Consider the following 18,888-nt stretch of genomic DNA (forward strand, 5'->3'; position numbering starts at 1 on the left):
GAGCCGGGTCACCGGCGATTGACATGAATCCGGGTTGAGGTCCCATGCTCGGTCCATGCCGAGCACAGTCGCCCCCGCCATACCCGCCGCAGCGGGACTGTTCGCACCGCGGCTGCGAGCGATGACGGTGGGCAGCGTCGCGTTGATCTCGTTGCTCGCCTTCGAGGCGCTGGCGGTCGGTACGGCGATGCCGACCGTCGCCCGCAGCCTGGACGGGCTCGCGCTGTACGGGATCGCGTTCGGTGGTCCGTTCGCCACGGGTGTGCTGGCCATGGTGGTTTCGGGCATCTGGTGCGACGCCCGAGGGCCTCGGGGGCCGATGTGGCACGGCGTCGCGTGGTTCGTCGTCGGGCTGCTGATCGCCGGGACCGCGCCCGTGATGAGTGCGCTGGTCGTCGGGCGGGCGGTGCAGGGTTTCGGCTCAGGGTTGCTCTCGGTGGCGCTCTACGTGATCGTCGGGCAGGCGTACCCGCAGGATCTGCACCGGCGGATCTTCGCGGCGTTCGCGGCGGCGTGGGTCGTACCGTCGCTGGTCGGGCCGGCGATCGCCGGTCTGATCGTGCAGTACCTGGGCTGGCGGTGGGTCTTCCTGGCGGTCCCGGCGGTGGCCGTGCCGGCGGTGTTGCTGATCCATCCGGGCCTGCGGTCGCTGGGCCGGAGTGTGGCGAGCAGCCCGGCGGCCGGTGCGGCGGCACGGATCGGTTGGGCGTGCGGGGCGGCGGTGAGCGCCGCACTGCTGCACATCGGGGGACAGCAGCGTGGCGTCACTGCCCTGGTGCTGATTGCGGTCGCCGTGGTCGGCCTGCTGGTCTGCGCTCCCCGCCTGCTGCCGGCCGGGTTCCTCCGGGCGGCCCGAGGGCTGCCCACCGTCGTCGGGCTGCGCGGGCTGGCGTCGGCGGCGTTCGTCGGCGCCGAGGTCGTCATCCCGTTGATGCTCTCCCGGGAGCGGGGCCTCTCGCCCACGGCGGCCGGGCTGGTCCTGACGGTCGGCGCGCTGGCGTGGTCGGTGGGCTCCTGGTTGCAGGGCCGGATCCCGGTGCCGGCCTCCCGGGCCAGCCTGCCGCGTGCCGGGCTGACCTGCATCACGGTCGGCACCGCCACTGTGGCGCTGGCCGTCCTACCCGAGTTGCCGATCATGGTCGCCGTGCTCGGCTGGGCGGTCGCCGGCCTCGGCATGGGGCTGCTCTACCCGTCGTTGTCGGTGCTCACCCTGGAGCTGTCCGCCCCCGGTGAGCAGGGCCGCAACAGTTCGTCGCTGCAACTGGGCGACAACCTCTTCGCGGCGACAGTGCTGGCGCTCACCGGGGCGGTGCTGGCGGCGGGAAGCGCACCTGGCCCGGCCAGTTACACGCTGACCCTGGTGGTGGCCTCCGGCTTGGCGCTGCTCGGGGCGCTGCTGGCCGGCCGTGTCGTGGTGGGCAGGGGCGCGTAGCCGGACTGGCGATCCGCAGATTCGGCACCGCCCGACGCTGGTCGGCCGGGAGGATGGCGGGCGATGAGTTTCCTGACCGTCCTGCCGCTGGCCGTGGTGATGGTCGCCGGGACCAAGGTGGTCGTGGCGGTCTTCCTCGCCTCGTCGGACCGCCCTCGGGCCGCGTCGCTGGGCTTCCTCTTCGGCGGCGGGCTGGTGGTGGCCGCCGGAGTGACCGTGAGTTGGCTGGTCACCCGCCTTGTGGGCGGTCTGGCCATGGATGCCGGCGCCGTGGCCGGCCGGATTGACCGGGGTCCGGCCATCGACCTGGTGGTGCTCGTCCTGCTGGCCAGCCTGGCCGTGGTGGTGTGGCTGCGCCGGAATCGGGCCGGGCAGCCGCGGTGGCTGGGGGACCTCAACCACGCCGGTCCGGCCCGGGCCGCGCGACTCTGCGCGCTGCTCTTCGTCGTGACGCCCAGCGACGACCTGACCATGGCAGCAGTGGGAGCGAGCGTCGCCCGGCACGACCTGCCGTGGTGGAACCTGGTGCCGTTCGTGCTGGTCACGGTCTTTCTGCTCGCTCTTCCGCTGCTGGCTCGGTTGGTGCTCGGGCCGCGCGCGGTGCGGTCGCTGACCCGGATGCGTGACTGGGCCGAGGGGCACTCCTGGGTAGTCGACGAGGTGCTGATCGGCTTCTTCGCACTGCTGACCGTGGTGGATCTGGTGCGGTCGGGATGAGTCACAACCCGTCGTCAGTCGCCGTCCAGCACCGGCCGACCACCTCGCTGACACGTACGGGGGAACCGGGCGGAGATGAGAGCAACAACGGTTCACGTTCGTCTTACGGTGACGCCATGTTCGCTGTCGTCACCACGGTGATCCTCTACGTCTTCGGCTTCGTCTTCCTCTACGGCGTGATCCGGCTGGGTGTCCGCCACGCGTTGGAGGACCTGGAGTTGCAACGGGCCAAGGCCCACCGCGAGGAGGAGTTGGCGGCCGCCCGCGACCGCTCCTTCATGCGCGACAACGCCTTCCTCTCCGGCAGTTGAGCACCGGTTCGGTCCGGCCCAGGCCGGCGGTGTCCCGGGACGGCCCGGGAGCCGCCGGGCGGTTCGGCATGCCGGATGCGAGGATCGCACCCGTGATGGGAACGCTGAAGACCGAACCGGCCCGCGCCCGCCTCGACCTGCTCGCCCCGCCGGTGGCGGAGGCCATCGCGCAGTGGCCCGCCGACGCGCCCGTGGACGTCAACGATGTGCTGGTCGCGCCGATCGACGCCGAACTCGCCGACACCGCAGCGTTCTGCGCGGCGTACGAGGTGGGGTTGGACGTGTCGGCCAACTGCGTCGTGGTGGCTGGCAAGCGTGAGGGTGTGGTGCGCTACGCGGCCTGCATCGTCCTGGCGACCACCCGGGCCGACGTCAACGGGGTGGCCCGCCGCACGTTGGACGTGCGCAAGGCGAGCTTCGCACCGATGGACGACGCGGTCGAGCTGACCGGCATGGAGTACGGCGGCATCACCCCGATCGGGCTGCCGGCGCAGTGGCCCATCCTGGTGGACGCGCGGGTGATCGCCACGCCGCACGTGATCATCGGGTCCGGCGTACGGCACAGCAAGATCGCACTGCCGGGGCCGGCGTTGGGCGCACTGCCCGGTGCGCAGGTGGTGGAAGGGCTGGCCAGACCGGCCTGAGCAGGCATCGGCATCGATGTTGTTGCACGTGAAACATCGTGATCATCAATGCCGGCGCCCCGGTGGCTCAGTGTGCCGCAGCCTCGCGCTGCTCGACCTCGCTGAGCGCGGCGAGCAGTGTCTGCACCTCCTGTGCGCCGGAGACCGCGTACTTTCCGGCCAGGACGAAGGTCGGCACGCTGGTGATGCCGAGGTCCCGAGCTGCGGCCAACTCGGCGGCGATGTCGGTGACGCGCTCGTCGGAGTCGAGGAAGCGGCGGACGTCGGCCGCGTCCAGGCCGATCCCACCGGCCACCGCGGCCAGCGCCTCCCGGGAGCCGACGTCGACACCCTCGTTGAAGTGCGCCTGGTAGAGCGCCTCCACCATCTCGGCCGCCCGACCGTGGTCGGTGGCGTAGGAGACCAGCCGGTGCGCGTCGAAGGTGTTGGCGATCACCGCACGGTCGTAGTCCAGCCGGAGCCCGTCAGCCGCCGCGACCTGGGTCACGTGCGCGACCATCTGCTGGGCGCGCTCCGGGCCGCCGAACTTGCCGGCCAGCGCCTGCACCAGCGGAAGCGGCTGGGGCACCGGTGACGGGTCGAGCTGGAACGGTCGGTAGCGGACCGTCACCTCACCCTCGTAACGGGCGAGGGCCTCATCCAGGCGGCGCTTGCCGATGTAGCACCACGGGCAGATGACGTCCGCGTAGATCTCGATCTCCATGATCGGTGGCAACCTCACGGTCAGCCGAGTTGTTCCCGCACCTGACGCTTGAGCCGGCCCAGGATCGCCGTGCCGCCGCGGATCCGCAGCGGGCTGATCGCCTGCGCCAGGCCCATCCGCTGGTAGAGGTCGTCCGGCACGTCCAGCACCTGCTCGGCGCTCGCGCCCGCCAGCCCTTCGGCGAGGATCCCCGCGAACGCCCGGGTGGTCGGCGCCTCCGGCGGGCAGTCGAAGACCGTCTCCACGGTGCCCTCCGGGGTCACCCTGGCGCGCAGGAAGAACGACGTCTGACACTCCGGCACCTGCTCCATGCCCTCGCGTGCGGCGGCGCCCTCCGGCAGCACCGGAATGACGTCGGCGTACTCCAGGAGCATCTCCAGCACCAGGTCGCGCGGGGCGGCAGCGAACTCGTCGACGATCTCGGCCAGTCGGGCCGGCATGTCAGCCATGCGTCGAGGCTACCGCCGGTCAGTTGCGAACAGGCCGGCGGCGCATTGCTGCGCCTGGCCGGCCCGTTCGTCACACCGTTGGCGACTGCTCGCTGATCTCGCTGAGAGCGCTGGTGGGGTCGAGTTGCATGGCCAGGTCGCCGAGCGAGACGATCCCGACCAGCTTGCGATCACTGTCACAGACCAGCACACGCCGAATGCCCCGGTCGCGCATGAGCGCGGCCGCCTCACCCGCCGTGCAGTGCTGCTCGATCATGACCACCTCGCGGGTGACGATCGAGCCGATGGTGGTGGCCGCAGGGGAGCTGTTCTCCGCCACTGCCCGCACCACGATGTCCCGGTCGGTGAGCATGCCGGCGAGGCTGGCACCGTCGGTGACCACCACATCGCCGATGTCCGCCTCCTTCATCACCCTGGCCGCTTCGTCCAGTGTGGTTTCGGCCGGCAGGTACACGACCTGTTTGGTCATCACGTCACTGACCCGGTAACCGGTCATGAGAGCCCTCCGAAGACGTATCCACCCGATCCAACTGCACTACCCCGTGACGCGACAGCTACACCAGGCTCGCACGTTCCTGGCGTACCTCGTGGACGAGCTGCTCCACCAGACCCTCCAGCGGCAGCTCGGTGCGCCCGTCGCCGGCCCGCTCGCGCAGCTCGACGTACCCGTCGGCGAGTCGACGGCCGACCACGACGGCCCGGGGGATGCCGATCAGCTCGGCGTCGGTGAACTTCACCCCCGCCGAGACGTGTGTGCGGTCGTCGATCAGCACCCGCAGTCCGGCTGCGGCGAGGCGCTCGCCGAGCGCCAGCGCCGCGTCGAGCTGCGGGCCCTTGCCCGCAACCACCAGGTGTACGTCGCACGGCGCGATCGCCGCCGGCCACACCAGCCCCCGGTCGTCGTGGTGCTGCTCGGCGATCGCCGCGACCGCCCGGGAGACCCCGATGCCGTAACAGCCCATGGTCGGCCGGACCGGTTTGCCGGCCGGACCGAGCACGTCGACCGCGAAAGCGTCGGTGAACCGGCGGCCGAGCTGGAAGATGTGCCCGATCTCGATGCCCCGCCGGATGGTCAGCTCCCCCGCGTCGCAGTCCGGGCAGGGGTCGCCGGCGCGCACCTCGGCCGCCTCGATCGTGCCGTCGGGCGTGAAGTCCCGACCGCAGACCACGTCGGTCGCGTGACGGCCCGGCTCGTTCGCCCCGGTCAACCAGGCCGAACCGGTCACCACCCGCGGATCGACCAGGAGACGGATGCCCAGCTTGTCGAGCAGTTGCGGCCCGATGTACCCGCGTACCAGCTCGGGATGGTCGGCCCACTCCTCGAAGACGGCCACCTGCGCCGGGTGCAGGGCGGCACCGACCCGCTTGAGGTCGACCTCCCGGTCACCCGGCAACCCGATCACCAGAGGTTCGGAGCGCTCGGCGCCCGGCTGGCGGACGGAGAGCACGACGTTCTTCAGTGTGTCGGCGGCGGTCCAGTCGTCCCGACCGCCCAACCTGCGGGTGTTGGCCAGCTCCACGAGGCTGGCGATCGTCGGGGTCTCCGGCGTGTCGTGCACCTCGACGGCCGGCTGCGCGCCCGGGTCGCCGGTGGCCGGTGCCCGGGTCACCACCGCCTCGGTGTTGGCCGCGTAGTCGCAGGCGGTGCAACCGACGTAGGTGTCCTCGCCGACCGGTGTCGCCGCCAGGAACTCCTCCGACGCGGAGCCGCCCATCGCCCCGGACATCGCGTGCACCACCGTGTAGTCCAGGCCCAACCGGTCGAAGATCCGCCGGTACGCCGCGCGATGCCGTGCGTACGCGTCCCGCAGCCCCGCATCGTCCAGGTCGAAGGAGTACGCGTCCTTCATCAGGAACTCCCGGCCGCGCAACAGACCGGCCCGGGGCCGGGCCTCGTCGCGGAACTTCGTCTGCACCTGGAAAAGCGTCACCGGGAAGTCTCGGTACGAGGTGAACAGGTCCTTGACCAGCAGCGCCGCCATCTCCTCGTGGGTGGGCGCCAACAGGTGCTCGGCACCGCGCCGGTCGGCGAGGGTGAAGATGTCGTCGCCGTACTCCGCCCAGCGGCCGCTCGTCCGATAGGGATCGGCCGGCAGCAACGCCGGGAAGTGCACCTCCTGGTCGCCGATCGCGAACAACTCGCCCCGCACCACGTCGGTGATCCGATCCAACACCAGCTTGCCCAACGGCAGCCAGGTGTAGCCGCCCGGTGCGGCGCGACGGATGTAACCGGCGCGCAGGAGGAGCCGGTGGCTCGGCACCTCCGCGTCGGCCGGATCCTCGCGCAGGGTCCGCAGCAACAGGGTCGACATGCGTAGCAGCATGCGCGCAGCGTAGAGCCGTGCCGAGCGCCCAAGCGACCCAATTCGTCCGGTGCGTCGCGGGCCGTTGCCCGGAATCCCGGAAACGGCCTGTCCGTCCGGCAACCGTCCGGAGAGGCATCACGTCTCTCACGCACCACCACCCAAAGAAGCGGCCCGTGGACCCTGCTGAGTCTCGGGTCAGACCGCAGGGATTGGCCGACGGAGGTGTCGCGCGGCTGTCCATGACCTCCGCCACGTCGCCCGTTCGGGGCACTTGCCGCCGCGCCTCCGATGACAGACTGGTCGCCGCAGGCAACGAACGGCGTAAGGGGAACGCGGGTGGGCTGGCGCAGTTTTGTCGCGGTCGGGGACAGTTTCACCGAGGGCATGGATGACGCGTACCCGGACGGCACCTACCGGGGTTGGGCGGACCTGGTGGCGACCCGGCTCGCCGCCGACGCAGGGCCCGACTTCCGGTACGCGAACCTGGCCATCCGCGGCCGGCTCTTCCCCAGCGTGGTCGCCGAGCAGGTGCCCTCAGCGGTGGCGATGAAGCCGGATCTGATCAGCTTCGCGGCCGGCGGCAACGACGTACTGCGCCGCAGCTTCGACCCGCACACGCTGGTGGCCCGCTTCGACGAGGTGGTCCGGCAACTGCGTTCCGGCGGCGCGGACGTGCTGCTCTTCCGGTTCGCCGACGTGATGGCCCGACTGCCCGGCCAGCGCCTCGTCGCCCCCCGGGTGCAGTTGCTCAACCAGGCGGTCGGCGAGACCGCCGAGCGGCACGGCGCGATCATGGTCGACCTGTACGCCGACGACACCTTCCTCAACCCGATGCTCTGGAGCACCGACCGGTTGCACCTCTCCCCAGCCGGCCACCGGCGGGTCGCCGGGCAGGTGTTGAACGCGCTCGGGGTCGGTTGCGACGAGGAGTGGCTGATGGTCCCGCCGCACCCGGCCCCGTCGCCGTGGTTGGCCGCCCGTGCCGCCGACCTGCGGTGGGCCGGCCAGCACCTCGCCCCGTGGGTGCGGCGGCGGCTGACCGGTCGGTCGTCCGGTGACACGGTGACGGCGAAGCGCCCGCTGCTCGGGCCGATCGTCGACTGAGCGTGCTCACCCTTCACACCGCGCCGCTGCTGTGGCGCGACCGGGTCGGCGAGACGGAGCCGGAGCACGCGGTCCTGGTGGGCGGCGACCGGATCGAGGCCGTCGGACCGTTGGCCGAGCTGAGTGGGGCGTACCCGGGTGTTCGGGTCCGCCGATGGCCCGGCACCCTGGGGCCGGGTCTGCTGCACGACGGCCCGCTGCCGGCGGCACCCACCCCACGCGAGCGGGTGCACGCGCTGCTGCGCAACGGAGTGACGGCGGTGTTGGCCGAGCACCTGACCGACCCGCTGCTGCGGGCTGCCGTCGACAGGAGCGACCTGCTGGTGCTGCCCGTCGCGGTGTCGGCGGTGCTGCTTCCGGGCGGGCGCGCCGACCTTGCGGTCCACGGTGTCGACGGTGTCTGCCTGGTGACCGTGGTCGCCGGGCGAATCGTCCACCGCCGCGCCTGAACGGCACTGTCAACGTTCCCCGCACCACATCTGTGCCCCCCGATCCTCGATGGCGGGCCGTCCGGTCGTGTCGCGGCGTAGTTTGGGGATCATGTCTGTGCCGAGCGATCCTGATCCCCGCCTCCAGTCGTACGCGGACCCGCAGCGGCTGGTCACCACCGAGTGGCTGGCCGAGCACCTGGGCGACGAGGGCCTCGTCGTTGTCGAGTCCGACGAGGACGTGCTGCTCTACGAATCCGGCCACATCCCAGGTGCCGTGAAGGTCGACTGGCACCTGGAGCTGAACGACCAGGTGACCCGGGACTACCTGGACGCGAAGAGCTTCGCCGAGCTGTGCGCCGCGAAGGGCATCGGCCGGGGCGACACCGTCGTCTTCTACGGCGACAACTTCAACTGGTGGGCCGCGTACGCCCTCTGGGTGTTCTCGCTCTTCGGCCACGCCGACGTGCGACTGCTCGACGGCGGCCGGCAGAAGTGGATCGCCGAGGGCCGCGAGGTGACCCGCGACAAGCCGGCTCGCCCTCGCGCCGACTACCCGGTGCCGCAGCGGGACGACGCGCCGCTTCGCGCCTACCGTGAGCAGGTCATGGCGCACATCGCCGCCGGCCGGCCGCTGGTCGACGTCCGGTCGCCGAGTGAATACACCGGCGAGACGCTGCACATGCCGGACTACCCGCAGGAGGGCGCGCTGCGTGGCGGGCACATCCCGGGTGCGGTCAGCAAGCCGTGGAAGTCCGCCGCCAACGAGGACGGCACCTTCAAGTCCGCCGACGAGCTGCGGGCGATCTACGCGGACCAGCTCGGGCTCAGCCCGGACGACGACGTGATCGCGTACTGCCGGATCGGTGAGCGGTCCAGCCACACCTGGTTCGTCCTGCGGCACCTGCTGGGCTATCCGCAGGTGCGCAACTACGACGGCTCGTGGACCGAGTGGGGCAACCTGGTCCGGGCACCCGTCGTCAAGGGCGATCAGCCCGGCGGCCTCGCCGCCTGACCAAGCTGGCCAGCCCTGTCCCCGCGCGGCCACCCGGCCGCGCGGGGACGAGGGCTCAGCCGGCCAGTGCCACCATGCCGGTCAGGTCGCGGACCACGCCGGTGACCTCGCCGGTCTCCGGGTGCCAGCGCACCAGGCCGCCCGGTTGCAGGCGGAGCAGGACGGCACCCCGGTTGTCCCAGCCCAGCACCTCGCAGCAACCCTTCCACCGGTCGCGGCCGAGGTCGAGCATGTGGGCCACCGCACCGGTCCGGGCATCCAGCACGGCCACCCCCTCGGCACCGTCGATCTCGCTGTTGGTGATCCACGCCGAGCGGGCCAGGCGTTCGCCGTGCAGCCAGCCCCGGCCGTAGAACTCGTTGACCTGGTACGGCACCGGTAGCGGGCCGCCGGTGACCTTCTGTTCGGAACGAACCGTGCCCTCGCGGGCGGTACGGCTGCGCAGGGTCAGGTTGTCCCGCATGCCGCTCACCTCGACGAGCGCCGCCTCGCGACCGGCCGCCGGGTCGGGCGCGACCAGGTCCCAGAGCGAGACGTCGAGCTGGCTGGCCGCGCCGGAGACCCGGTCCACCGCGTACGTCCGGCCGTCGCCGCCGACCAGCACCCGGTCGCCCGCCCAGACCACCATTTCCAGGTAGCCCTCGAGGGGGATGCGGCGCACGGTCGCCGTGGTGAGGTCGACCATGATCAGCTCATTGGTCTGCGCGAACGCGGCCGACCGGCCGTCCGGCGAGAGCACTCCCGCCTTCAGGGCGGGTGCCTGGTTGCCGCCCGAGTCCCGGGTGGGGGCCGGGGTCACCACGTCGAGACTGCGCACCACACCGTCGTCCCCGAGCACCCGGACGGGACCGTCCGCACGGTATTCCTCGCTGTCCAACGGCTGGAACAGCGCCAGCGCCCGCTGGACCGGTCGGGCGGAGAGGGGCACTGTCGCCGGGTCACCGAGTCGGGCCAGCGGATCAGGCGGGAAGGGCAGCTCGGCGGGGGCGCGCACCACCGGCCCGGCGTGGTTGGGCACGACGGTCGGCGCCACCGAGTGGTCCGGCGGTGGGTTGGCGGGCGGTCGCAGGGCAGCGACAGTGCCGCCACCGATCAGCACCACGGCCGCTGCCACCGCGCCGACGGCCCGGCGGGTACGCCGAGTGCGCCGGGCCCGTTCCCAGCCGGTGACCGCGGGGTGGCTGGGCCGGACGTCCTCGACGCTGACGGTCAGCAGTTGACGCAGGTCCTGCTCGTTCACGGGTTCACCTCCAGGCCGTTGGCGAGGTCGGCGGGGCGCTGGCTCGGTCGGGCATCCCGGGCCAGGTCCGGAGCGACCTCGCGGAGTCGGCGCAGCGCCGCGTGACACTGGCTCTTCACCGTGCCGACGGTCACCCCGAGCGCTTCGGCGGTGGCGACCTCGGTCAGATCCTCGTAGTAGCGCAGCACCAGCACGGCCCGCTGCCGTGGTGGCAGCAGGCCCAACGCGTCATGCAGTGTCAGCCGCAACGCGCCGTCCCGGTCGTGGGCCACCTGCTCCGGAGGTGTGGCGCTGAGCCATTCCCGCCGTCGGCGACGCCACCACGACACCGCATCGCGGTAGAGGATGGCCCGCACGTACGCGGAGGGGTCGCCGTCACGGACCGAGGACCAGCGCAGCGCGAGCTTCAGCAGGGCGTCCTGGAGCAGGTCTTCGGCCTGGTGCCGGTTGCCGCAGATCAGGTAGGCCGCGCGCAGCAGCCGGTGTTGGTGGCTTTCCACGAAGGCGAGGTAGCCGTCGCGTCCGTCGCTTCTCGTGGCTGCCATCCGCCCTCCTTCCGGCCGTCGCGATGCGCGTCACCTGGCAGACGCACGGGAAGGGGGAAAAGGTTGGGTCAGCTCTCCGGCGTTCCGGTCAGATAGCGCTGGAGGGTCGGCGCGACCCAGGAGACCAGGTCCTGTGGTGTGGTGTCCACCATGGGCGGCAGGCGGACGACGTACCGGGTGTAGGCGAGGCCGAGGATCTGACTGGCCACCAGGCCGGCGCGCCGGGCGGTAGTGGTCGGGTCGGTGCCGAACGTGGCCACGGCCGCGGTGAGCTGGTCGGCGAAGATGCCGCGCATCCGTTCGGCGGCGCCGGGATTGGTGCTGGCGGCCCGCAGCAGCGCCACGAGCGTCTCGTCGCCTTCCCAGCGGGTGAGGAAGTGCCGGACCAGCGTCTCACCGAGCTGCTCGGGTGGCACCGCGGCCAGGTCGGGCAGTCGGAGGTCGAACTCGGCCGCCGCCGCGAAGAGCCCCTCCTTGCTGCCGTAGTAGCGCATGACCATCGACGGGTCGATCTGGGCGTCGGCGGCGATGGCCCTGATCGTGGCCCGCTCGTAGCCGTCCGCCGCGAACCGTTCCCGGGCCGCGCGCAGGATCGCCGCCCGGGTGGCGTCCGAGCGACGGGGAGAGGCCGGTTGGGCAGACGCTGTCATGTCAACGACCGTAGGCCAACACCTGTTGACATGCAATCGACTGGCCTCTAGCGTCGCCAACAAGTGTTTGCCAACAGATGTTGGCAACGGTCTTCTGGAGGTGGCCATGCTGCCCACGAGCACCGACGTCCTGGTGGTGGGCGCAGGTCCCACCGGCCTCGCCACCGCGCTGACGCTGGCCCGGCGCGGGATCGAGGTGACAGTGCTGGACCAACTCGCCGAACCGCCGATCACCTCCCGCGCGGCCGTCGTGCACGCGTACACCCTGGAGGTCCTGGACCGGATCGGCGCTGCGGCGCCGCTGGACGCCCAGGGGGTGCGGACGCCGCGCTTCACGGTGCGCGACCGGGACCGCGTGCTGCTGTCGGTGCCGTTCCACGAGCTGCCGTCCCGGTTCCCCTACGCGCTGCTGGTCTCCCAGTCGGTCACCGAGGCGGTGCTCGCCGGGCAGTTGGCCGAACTCGGCGTCCAGGTGCGACGGCCCTGCCGGCTGACCGGGTTGACCACCACCGGTGACGGGGTGCTCGCGCAGGTCGACGGAAAGACGCTACGCGCCCGGTTCGTCGTCGGCGCGGACGGCTTGCACAGCACCGTCCGGCAGTTGGTCGGCATCGACTTCACCGGCCCCAGCGACGAGGAGTCCTTCGTGCTCGCCGACGTACGGGTGCGAAGCGTCCTGCCCCGAGACGAGGCGGCGCTCTTCCTCGCCCGCTCCGGGCCGCTGATCTGGGCCCCGCTCCCGGACGGGGTGGTCCGACTGGTCGCCGCCGTGGCGACGGCCCCGGCCGAGCCGGACGAGGCGTACCTCCAGGCGCTGCTCGACGAGCGCGGTCCGGCGCGACGACCCGACCGGGTGACCGAGGTGCTCTGGGGCTCCCGGTTCCGGGTGCATCACCGGATCGCCGACACGTTCCGAGCCGGGCCGGTGCTGTTGGCCGGAGACGCCGGACACGTGCACAGCCCGGCCGGCGGGCAGGGCATGAACCTCGGCATCTGCGACGCGGTCGCCCTCGGCACAGCGCTGGCGGACGTGCTCGACGGCGGTCCGGACGCGCTGCTCGACGACTACACCGCCCGGCAGCGGCCGATGGCCGAGGACGTGCTGAGCTTCGCCGCCGGGCTGACCCGGCTGGCCACCGTCTCCCCGGCCCGCCGGCCGGCCCGTGACGTGCTGCTGCGGCTGCTCGGTGCCGTGCCACCGTGGCGCCGACGGATCGCGCTGCGACTGTCCGGGCTGTCCCACCGGGAACGCACGCCGGGCTAGGAGATCAGGTCTCGCGCGACCGGCACCGGCTGGGCACCCGCGCGCGGGTCGGCCGGCCGCAGTGTCCGCCACGCGGCCAGTGTGACCAGCGCGAAGATGCCGGCCGCCGCACCCGCCACCGGCGCCGTCCCGTACGCGGCGGCTGCCAGCCCGGCGAGCGCCGCACCGATCGGCGCGGTGAGCAGGCCGACCATCCGTTGGGCCGATCCGACCCGGCCGAGCAGCCTTGCCGGCACGTTCCGCTGCCCGTACGACGCCCACAGGCTGTTCCACACCACCGTGCCCGCGGCGAAGACGGCCAACGCGAAGCCGCCCGGCACCGGATGCCGGGCCAGCGCGAACCCGGTCAGCGCCACGGTCTCCGCGGCGAGCACCACGCACAGCGCCGGCACCGTGCCGAGTCGGGCGGCGAGCCGACCGGACCCGAGCGCCCCCGCCAGGCCCCCGACGATCGCGGCGGCGGCGAACAGCCCGTAGCCGGCTGGCGGCACCCGCAGCACGTCCAGCGCATAGAGCACCAGCACCGCCATGATCCCGCTGATCGCCAGGTTGCTCGCGGCGGTGAGCAGAGTGACCCGCCACAGGGTCCGGTGCGCACGCAGCCAGCGCAAACCTTCGACGATCTCGCCCCACACGGAGCCGCGCCGAGTGCCGGGCCGCGCCTGCACGCTCGCGACGGGAGTGGGGGTGAGGGCCAGCACGAGCAGCGCCGCCGCGGCGAAGGTGACGGCGTCGAGGGCGAACGGGAGGGCCGGGGCGACGGCGAAGAGGACACCGGCGGCCGGCGCCCCGAGGAAACCGCCGGCAACCGCCGACCCCGCCTGGAGTCGACCGTTCGCCCGGGGCAGCGCGTCCGGTGGCACCAGCGCGGGGAGCAGCGCGAACGAGGCCGAGTCGAAGAGCGTCCCCAGTGTGGCGAGCAGGAACGCCGCGACCAGCAGCACCAGGACACCAACGCGGTCGAGTGCGACCGTCACGGCCAGTGCCGCCACCACGACGGCACGGATGCCGTCGACCAGGGCCATCGTCCGACGACGGTCCCAGCGGTCCGCGTACACACCGCCGAGCAGACCGAAGATCAACGGCGGCAACTGACCGGCCACGGTGACCGCCGCGATGACCCGCGGGTCGCGGGTCACTGTCGCCGCCAGTAGGGCCAGTGCCGGCGTACGCAGCGCGTCTCCGAACCGCGACGAGACGGCGGCGGACCAGAGCAGCCGGAAGTCCCGGCCCAGAGCTGAGGAGGTCATCCGGTGACCGTGCGGGTTCGACCGGGTCGAGGGTCAAGCCGCCGGGCGAAAGGGGGACGCGCGTGTCGGTGATCATCGGTACGGTGGGCGCCGGCATTTCGGGACCGGGGGAGAAGACACGCGTGGACCACACCTTCCAGGTCGACCTTCGTGGCGTGGTCGACCTGCTCAGCCATCACCTCTACGGCAGCCCGCGGGTCTACGTCCGAGAGCTGCTGCAGAACGCGGTGGACGCGATCACCGCGCGACGCTCGACCGAGCCGGACGCGCCAGCCCTGGTCCGCATCGAAACTCCCGAGATCACCGGCGACGGCACGCTGCGGGTGCACGACACCGGGATCGGCCTGACCGAGGCGCAGGTGCATGAGCTGCTGGCCACCATCGGTCGCAGCTCCAAGAGGGACGATCTCGGCTTCTCCCGGCACGAGTTCCTCGGCCAGTTCGGCATCGGCCTGCTCTCCTGCTTCCTGGTCGCCGACGAGATCCAGGTGCTCACCCGCAACGGCGAACACCCCACGGTCCGCTGGACCGGCTACGCCGACGGCCGGTACGCGGTGAGCCTGGCACCACCGGAGGCCGCCCGCGCCGAACCAGGCACCACCGTCACGCTGGTGCCCCGCCGCGACGCCGACCAGTGGTTCACCACACCGACCGTCACCGACCTGGCCCGCCTCTTCGGTTCGCTGCTGCCGGTCACCGTCCGGGTCGGCGACGTGGTCACCACCACCGGTGAGCCGCCCTGGCCGACCGCGCCGGGCGCGCCGGTCGACCGGGCGGCGCTGATCGCGTACGCCCGGGAGACGCTCGGCGTCGACCCGTTCGACGTGCTGCCGTTGACCGTGCCGGAAGCCGGGTTGACCGGTGTCGCCGTCATCCTGCCCACCCCGGTGAACCCGGCGGCCCGTGCGGGGCACCGGGTCTACCTCAAGCGGATGCTGCTCACCGAGCACGCCGACGGGTTGCTGCCGGACTGGGCGTTCTTCGCGCACTGCGTCGTGGACGCCACCGAGCTGCGCCCGACCGCCAGCCGGGAAGCCCTCTACGAGGACACCCTGCTGACCGCGACCCGGGAGGCGCTCGGCGACCAGATACGCGGCTGGCTGGTCCGGCTGGCGCGGCACGACCCGCACCGGCTGGCCGAGTTCCTCCAGGTGCACCACCTGGGTGTGAAGGCGCTGGCGCTGCACGACGACGAGATGCTCCAGCTGGTCGACCGGTGGTGGCCGATGGACACCAACGTCGGCACGCTCACCCTCGCCGAGTTCCGGGAGCGCTACGGCGTGCTCCGCTACGCGGCGAGCCTGGACGAGTTCCGCCAGCTCGCCGCGGTGGCTGCCGCACAGGATCTGGCGGTGGTCAACGGCGGCTACACGTACGACACCGAGCTGATCGAGCGGCTGCCGACGGTGGACCGCTCGGTGCTGATCGAGCGTCTGGAACCGAGCGATCTCACGACCCGCTTCGACAGCCTCGACCCGCACGTGGAGCTGGCGCTGCGGCCGTTCCTCACCGCCGCGCAGCGGGCCGTCGAACGTTCCGGCTGCGAGGTGGTGATCCGGGCGTACGACCCGGTGTCGCTGCCCGCGCTCTACCTGGTCAGCAGGTCGGCGGCGTTCAACGACCAGCTCGCGGCCAGCCGGGACCGAGCCGACGAACTGTGGGGCGGGGTCCTCGACGCGCTCGCCTCCACCGCACCACCGGACCGCCCGCAGTTGGTGCTCAACCACCGCAACCCGCTGGTCCGCCGCGTCACCGCGCTGGCCGACCCGGAGCTGGTGGGGCTCGCCGTCGAGGCGCTCTACGGGCAGGCGCTGCTGCTCGGGCACCATCCGATCCGCGCGGCCGACGTGGCCCTGCTGAACGATTCCTTCCTCGGCCTGCTCGGCCGGGCCGTGCCGGGACAGGAGTGAACGTGAGCGACGAGGATCTGTGGCGGGTGCTGCGCGGCATCGCCGACATGCCGTACGGGGCGGGGCAGATCGCCGCGCTGGAGCAGCTGTTGCGTCGGGTCGACGCAGCCGACGACCGACACCTTGCCTTCGTCACCCGGATGCAGGCCACCACCGGCTACATCTACGGCGGCGAGCCGGCGAAGTCCTTCGTGACCTTCTCCTGGTGCCTGTCCGAGTTCGACCAGGATCCGCAGCCATACCACCAGCGGCACCTGCACAACCTGCTCTGGCACTTCAAGTACATGGTCAACGGCCTGCTGAACTTCCCAGAGGTGCCACTCGACCGCACGTACGCCGTGCTGGACGACATGGAACGCCGCTACCGGGCCGGTGGGCACAGCCTGCAGACCGTCCACAAGCATCGGTTCCGGGTCGCCAACCACGTGGGCGACACCGAGGCGGCCGCGCACTGGTACCGGCTCTGGCAGACCACCCCGCGCGACGCCCTCTCCGACTGCGCCGGCTGTGACCCGACGAGCCAGGTGAACTACCTCGCCGACACCGGGCGGGACGCGGAGGCGGTGGCGTTGTCCGAGCCGGTGCTCGCCGGCCGGCTCACGTGCAACGAGCAGCCGCAGGCGATCCTCACCGCGCTGCTCCTGCCGTACCTGCGGACCGGGCGGGCCGAGTCGGCGCGGGACGCGCACCGGGAGGCGTACCGCCGGTTGCGCGGCAACCTCGCCGACCTGTGGGACATCGGCGACCACGTCGAGTTCTGCACGTTGACCGGGAACGAGGCGCGGGCGGTGGAGTTGGTCGAACGGCACCTGGACTGGCTGGACCGGGCACCGTCGCCGGCCGCCGCGATGCACTTCGCTGCGACGGCCGCCGCAGCGCTGCGCCAGGCCGGTCAGAGCGGTGAGGCGACCCTGTACCGCCGGGCTGCCGAGGGCCGACCGGCCGGCGAGGTGTCGGCGTTGGTGCTCGCCGACGAGCTGACACGGACCGCGACCGGGCTGGCGGAGCGCTTCGACGCCCGCAACGGCACCACCCACCAGTCGGAGTGGATCGCCCGCCGGCTCGCTGTGCGGCCGCGCGGCGAGCACCTGCCGCTGTCCGCGAGCGTCCGCCGTCGCCCGCCACGCCCGACGGAGGGCGAGCCGACCACTCCCACGAGCAAGGCCTCTGCGGCGACCGGCGACGTGGTGCGCTCCGGCATGGCCGTGCCGACCGCCGTGCCGGTGCCCGCCGACGCCGGGCCGGATGAGCTGCTGAACCTCGCCGAGCAGAGCTGGGGTCGGCACGACCCGGCCATGTTCCGAGCGGTGCTGGCCGCCTACGACGAGCGGTTCGGTTCGGCCGACCTGCCCCCGCGTACGCTCGCCCACCGGTTGGCGTTGCGGGCGGCCGAGCGCGGCGACGAGGACGACATTCCGGGCGCGATCGAGATGAGCCGAGCGGCACTGGAGGCGTACCGGACGGCGGGCGAGGAGTTGTCCGCCCAGGTGATCGCCGGGCGGCTCGGCGTGCTGCTGACCCGGTCCGACGACGACGCCGACGAGGGGTTGGCGTTGGTCCAGAAGGCAGCCGAGGTGCTGGACCGGGACGGCGACGCCCGGCAGCGGGCCGCCGCCCACGACCGGGTGGCGTTGGCGCTGCTGCACCGGGAACGCTGGGCCGACGCGCTCGCGGCGCTGGACCGGGTGCCGCCCGACGCGGGTGGCGATCCATACCTGGCGGCCCGGGTCGCACTGCACCGGGCGCACCTGCTGGAGCAGGCGGACCGTGTCGAGGAGGCACGCGCCGCCGCCGACGAGTCCCGTCGGATCGGCCGTGAACTGGGCGTCGGTGAGCTGGTCACGGCGGCCTGCCTGGCGTACGCCCGAACGGTGGACGACCCGGCCGAGGCGGTGGCCGCCTGCGACGAGGCACTGCCGCTTGCACCTGCGGACGCGGAGTTGCCGGTTCGCGTCGCCCGCGCCCGCGCGTTGCTCGCCGCAGGCCGGGCCGCCGACGCGGTGGACGACCTCGTCGAGGCCGTGACGCTCTGCGTGGAGCGGGGTGCCGAGGGAGACGCGTTCCTGCGGTGGGAGCTGGCGAACGCGTACCGGATGGTGGGTCGGCTCGGCGAGGCGGCCGAGGTCGCCGAGGAGGCCGTCCTCGGTCTCGACCGGCTTGGCGCCCAGGCCGAGGCGGACCGTTGCCGGCACCTGCTGGCCGGCGTGTACGCCGGTCTCGGCGAGATCGATCCGGCGCTGACCCTGCTGGAGCAGTTGGCCGACAACCTGAATGGTCCCGACAACCTCCCGTATCGGGCGCAGGTGCTGGAGGAGGCCGGCGACATCCTCTACGACGCGGACCGGGACGCGGCCGGCGCAGAGCGGTTCGCCGCAGCCGCCACGGCGTACCGGCTCGGCGGCATGCCGCTGGACGAGCTGCGGGCGCGTCGGCGCGAGGCGTACGCCTGGTTCTGGGCCGACGACCGGCCGGCGGCGATCCGTGCCGTCGAGCAGGTGGACGAGTTGGCGGCGACGCTGGCCGGACAGGCCGAGCCACCGGTGACGTACGAGCTGGCGATGGCGGCCGAGGCCGGGGCGCGGGTGCTGACGGCCGACGGCCGGCTGGACGAGGCGCTGGCGCGACTCACCGGGGTGCCCGACCAGCTGCGGTCGATCGAGGCATTCGGTGAGGCCGCCCAGGTGGAGGGTCTCACCGGCGAGCTGCTGCTTCGACTGGACCGGCCAGCCGAGGCGGAGCCGCTGCTGCGGCGTGTCCTCGGTGGGCTGCCGGCCGACTCGCGGCCGGTCCGCCAGACAGCCTGGCTGCTGGCCCGTGCCCTGGATCTGCTGGACCGGCCCGCCGAGGCCACCGCGCTGCGGACGGAGCACGACCTCGATCCGGACGATGACTGAGCGCGCCGAGGTGTGTCCAATCGCTG

The 18,888-nt window shown here is 72.5% G+C and carries 18 protein-coding genes; 10 read left to right on the forward strand and 8 right to left on the reverse strand.

Annotated features, from left to right (window positions below; all coding sequences use genetic code 11):
• The first annotated feature begins 55 nt into the window (after window positions 1-55).
• The 4 genes from GA0070619_RS28185 to GA0070619_RS28200 all read left to right on the forward strand — a co-directional run bounded on the left by GA0070619_RS28185 (window position 56) and on the right by GA0070619_RS28200 (window position 3,104).
• On the forward strand, window positions 56-1,432 hold the full coding sequence (locus GA0070619_RS28185) for an MFS transporter (RefSeq protein ID WP_088950816.1): 1,377 nt from the start codon (window positions 56-58) through the stop codon (window positions 1,430-1,432).
• Between the two features lie 63 nt (window positions 1,433-1,495).
• Window positions 1,496-2,149, forward strand: a complete 654-nt coding sequence (locus GA0070619_RS28190) for a GAP family protein (RefSeq protein WP_088950817.1) — start codon at window positions 1,496-1,498, stop codon at window positions 2,147-2,149.
• Window positions 2,150-2,265: 116 nt separating this feature from the next.
• On the forward strand, window positions 2,266-2,460 hold the full coding sequence (locus tag GA0070619_RS28195) for a hypothetical protein (protein WP_088950818.1): 195 nt from the start codon (window positions 2,266-2,268) through the stop codon (window positions 2,458-2,460).
• Between the two features lie 95 nt (window positions 2,461-2,555).
• Window positions 2,556-3,104: a YbaK/EbsC family protein gene (locus tag GA0070619_RS28200; RefSeq protein WP_088950819.1), complete on the forward strand. Its 549-nt coding sequence runs from the start codon at window positions 2,556-2,558 to the stop codon at window positions 3,102-3,104.
• A 67-nt stretch (window positions 3,105-3,171) separates the two neighbouring features.
• On the opposite strand, the gene GA0070619_RS28205 is transcribed toward GA0070619_RS28200, so the two are convergent.
• The 4 genes from GA0070619_RS28205 to GA0070619_RS28220 form a co-directional block, all read right to left on the reverse strand.
• Window positions 3,172-3,807 (reverse strand): DsbA family oxidoreductase, encoded by a 636-nt coding sequence (locus GA0070619_RS28205; protein WP_088950820.1) that lies wholly within the window; start codon window positions 3,805-3,807, stop codon window positions 3,172-3,174.
• Window positions 3,808-3,827: 20 nt separating this feature from the next.
• Window positions 3,828-4,256, reverse strand: a complete 429-nt coding sequence (locus tag GA0070619_RS28210) for a SufE family protein (RefSeq protein WP_088950821.1) — start codon at window positions 4,254-4,256, stop codon at window positions 3,828-3,830.
• A gap of 70 nt (window positions 4,257-4,326) precedes the next feature.
• On the reverse strand, window positions 4,327-4,752 hold the full coding sequence (locus tag GA0070619_RS28215; RefSeq protein ID WP_030487636.1) for a CBS domain-containing protein: 426 nt from the start codon (window positions 4,750-4,752) through the stop codon (window positions 4,327-4,329).
• 58 nt (window positions 4,753-4,810) lie between these two features.
• Entirely contained in the window at window positions 4,811-6,580 is a 1,770-nt protein-coding gene (locus GA0070619_RS28220) for a proline--tRNA ligase (protein WP_088950822.1), read from the reverse strand.
• A 318-nt stretch (window positions 6,581-6,898) separates the two neighbouring features.
• On the opposite strand from GA0070619_RS28220, the gene GA0070619_RS28225 reads away from it, so the two are divergent.
• From GA0070619_RS28225 to GA0070619_RS28235, 3 genes are all read left to right on the forward strand, one after another.
• Entirely contained in the window at window positions 6,899-7,666 is a 768-nt protein-coding gene (locus tag GA0070619_RS28225; protein ID WP_088950823.1) for an SGNH/GDSL hydrolase family protein, read from the forward strand.
• Between the two features lie 2 nt (window positions 7,667-7,668).
• On the forward strand, window positions 7,669-8,115 hold the full coding sequence (locus GA0070619_RS28230; protein ID WP_088950824.1) for an imidazolonepropionase-like domain-containing protein: 447 nt from the start codon (window positions 7,669-7,671) through the stop codon (window positions 8,113-8,115).
• Between the two features lie 91 nt (window positions 8,116-8,206).
• Window positions 8,207-9,109: a sulfurtransferase gene (locus tag GA0070619_RS28235; protein ID WP_088950825.1), complete on the forward strand. Its 903-nt coding sequence runs from the start codon at window positions 8,207-8,209 to the stop codon at window positions 9,107-9,109.
• 55 nt (window positions 9,110-9,164) lie between these two features.
• Here GA0070619_RS28235 and GA0070619_RS28240 read toward each other — a convergent pair whose 3' ends face one another.
• The 3 genes from GA0070619_RS28240 to GA0070619_RS28250 form a co-directional block, all read right to left on the reverse strand.
• Window positions 9,165-10,349, reverse strand: a complete 1,185-nt coding sequence (locus GA0070619_RS28240) for a hypothetical protein (RefSeq protein ID WP_088950826.1) — start codon at window positions 10,347-10,349, stop codon at window positions 9,165-9,167.
• Window positions 10,346-10,894 carry a SigE family RNA polymerase sigma factor gene (locus GA0070619_RS28245; RefSeq protein ID WP_088950827.1) on the reverse strand — a complete coding sequence of 183 codons (549 nt, stop codon included), beginning with the start codon at window positions 10,892-10,894 and terminating at the stop codon, window positions 10,346-10,348. Before GA0070619_RS28245 ends, GA0070619_RS28240 begins: the two co-directional genes overlap by 4 nt.
• Window positions 10,895-10,962: 68 nt before the next feature.
• Window positions 10,963-11,544, reverse strand: coding sequence for a TetR/AcrR family transcriptional regulator (locus GA0070619_RS28250; protein ID WP_157744093.1), 582 nt, complete (start codon window positions 11,542-11,544; stop codon window positions 10,963-10,965).
• Window positions 11,545-11,650: 106 nt separating this feature from the next.
• Here GA0070619_RS28250 and GA0070619_RS28255 point away from each other — a divergent pair, with 106 nt between their 5' ends.
• Entirely contained in the window at window positions 11,651-12,808 is a 1,158-nt protein-coding gene (locus tag GA0070619_RS28255) for an FAD-dependent oxidoreductase (RefSeq protein ID WP_088952109.1), read from the forward strand.
• Here GA0070619_RS28255 and GA0070619_RS28260 read toward each other — a convergent pair.
• Entirely contained in the window at window positions 12,805-14,058 is a 1,254-nt protein-coding gene (locus GA0070619_RS28260) for an MFS transporter (RefSeq protein ID WP_088950828.1), read from the reverse strand. The two genes, GA0070619_RS28255 and GA0070619_RS28260, sit on opposite strands and share 4 nt — an antisense overlap.
• A 122-nt stretch (window positions 14,059-14,180) precedes the next feature.
• On the opposite strand from GA0070619_RS28260, the gene GA0070619_RS28265 reads away from it, so the two are divergent.
• Window positions 14,181-15,968, forward strand: coding sequence for an HSP90 family protein (locus GA0070619_RS28265; protein ID WP_088952110.1), 1,788 nt, complete (start codon window positions 14,181-14,183; stop codon window positions 15,966-15,968).
• A 2-nt stretch (window positions 15,969-15,970) separates the two neighbouring features.
• Window positions 15,971-18,862, forward strand: coding sequence for a hypothetical protein (locus GA0070619_RS28270; protein ID WP_088950829.1), 2,892 nt, complete (start codon window positions 15,971-15,973; stop codon window positions 18,860-18,862).
• The last annotated feature ends 26 nt before the right edge of the window (window positions 18,863-18,888 follow it).

The organism is Micromonospora zamorensis, assembly GCF_900090275.1.
Lineage (GTDB): Bacteria > Actinomycetota > Actinomycetes > Mycobacteriales > Micromonosporaceae > Micromonospora > Micromonospora zamorensis.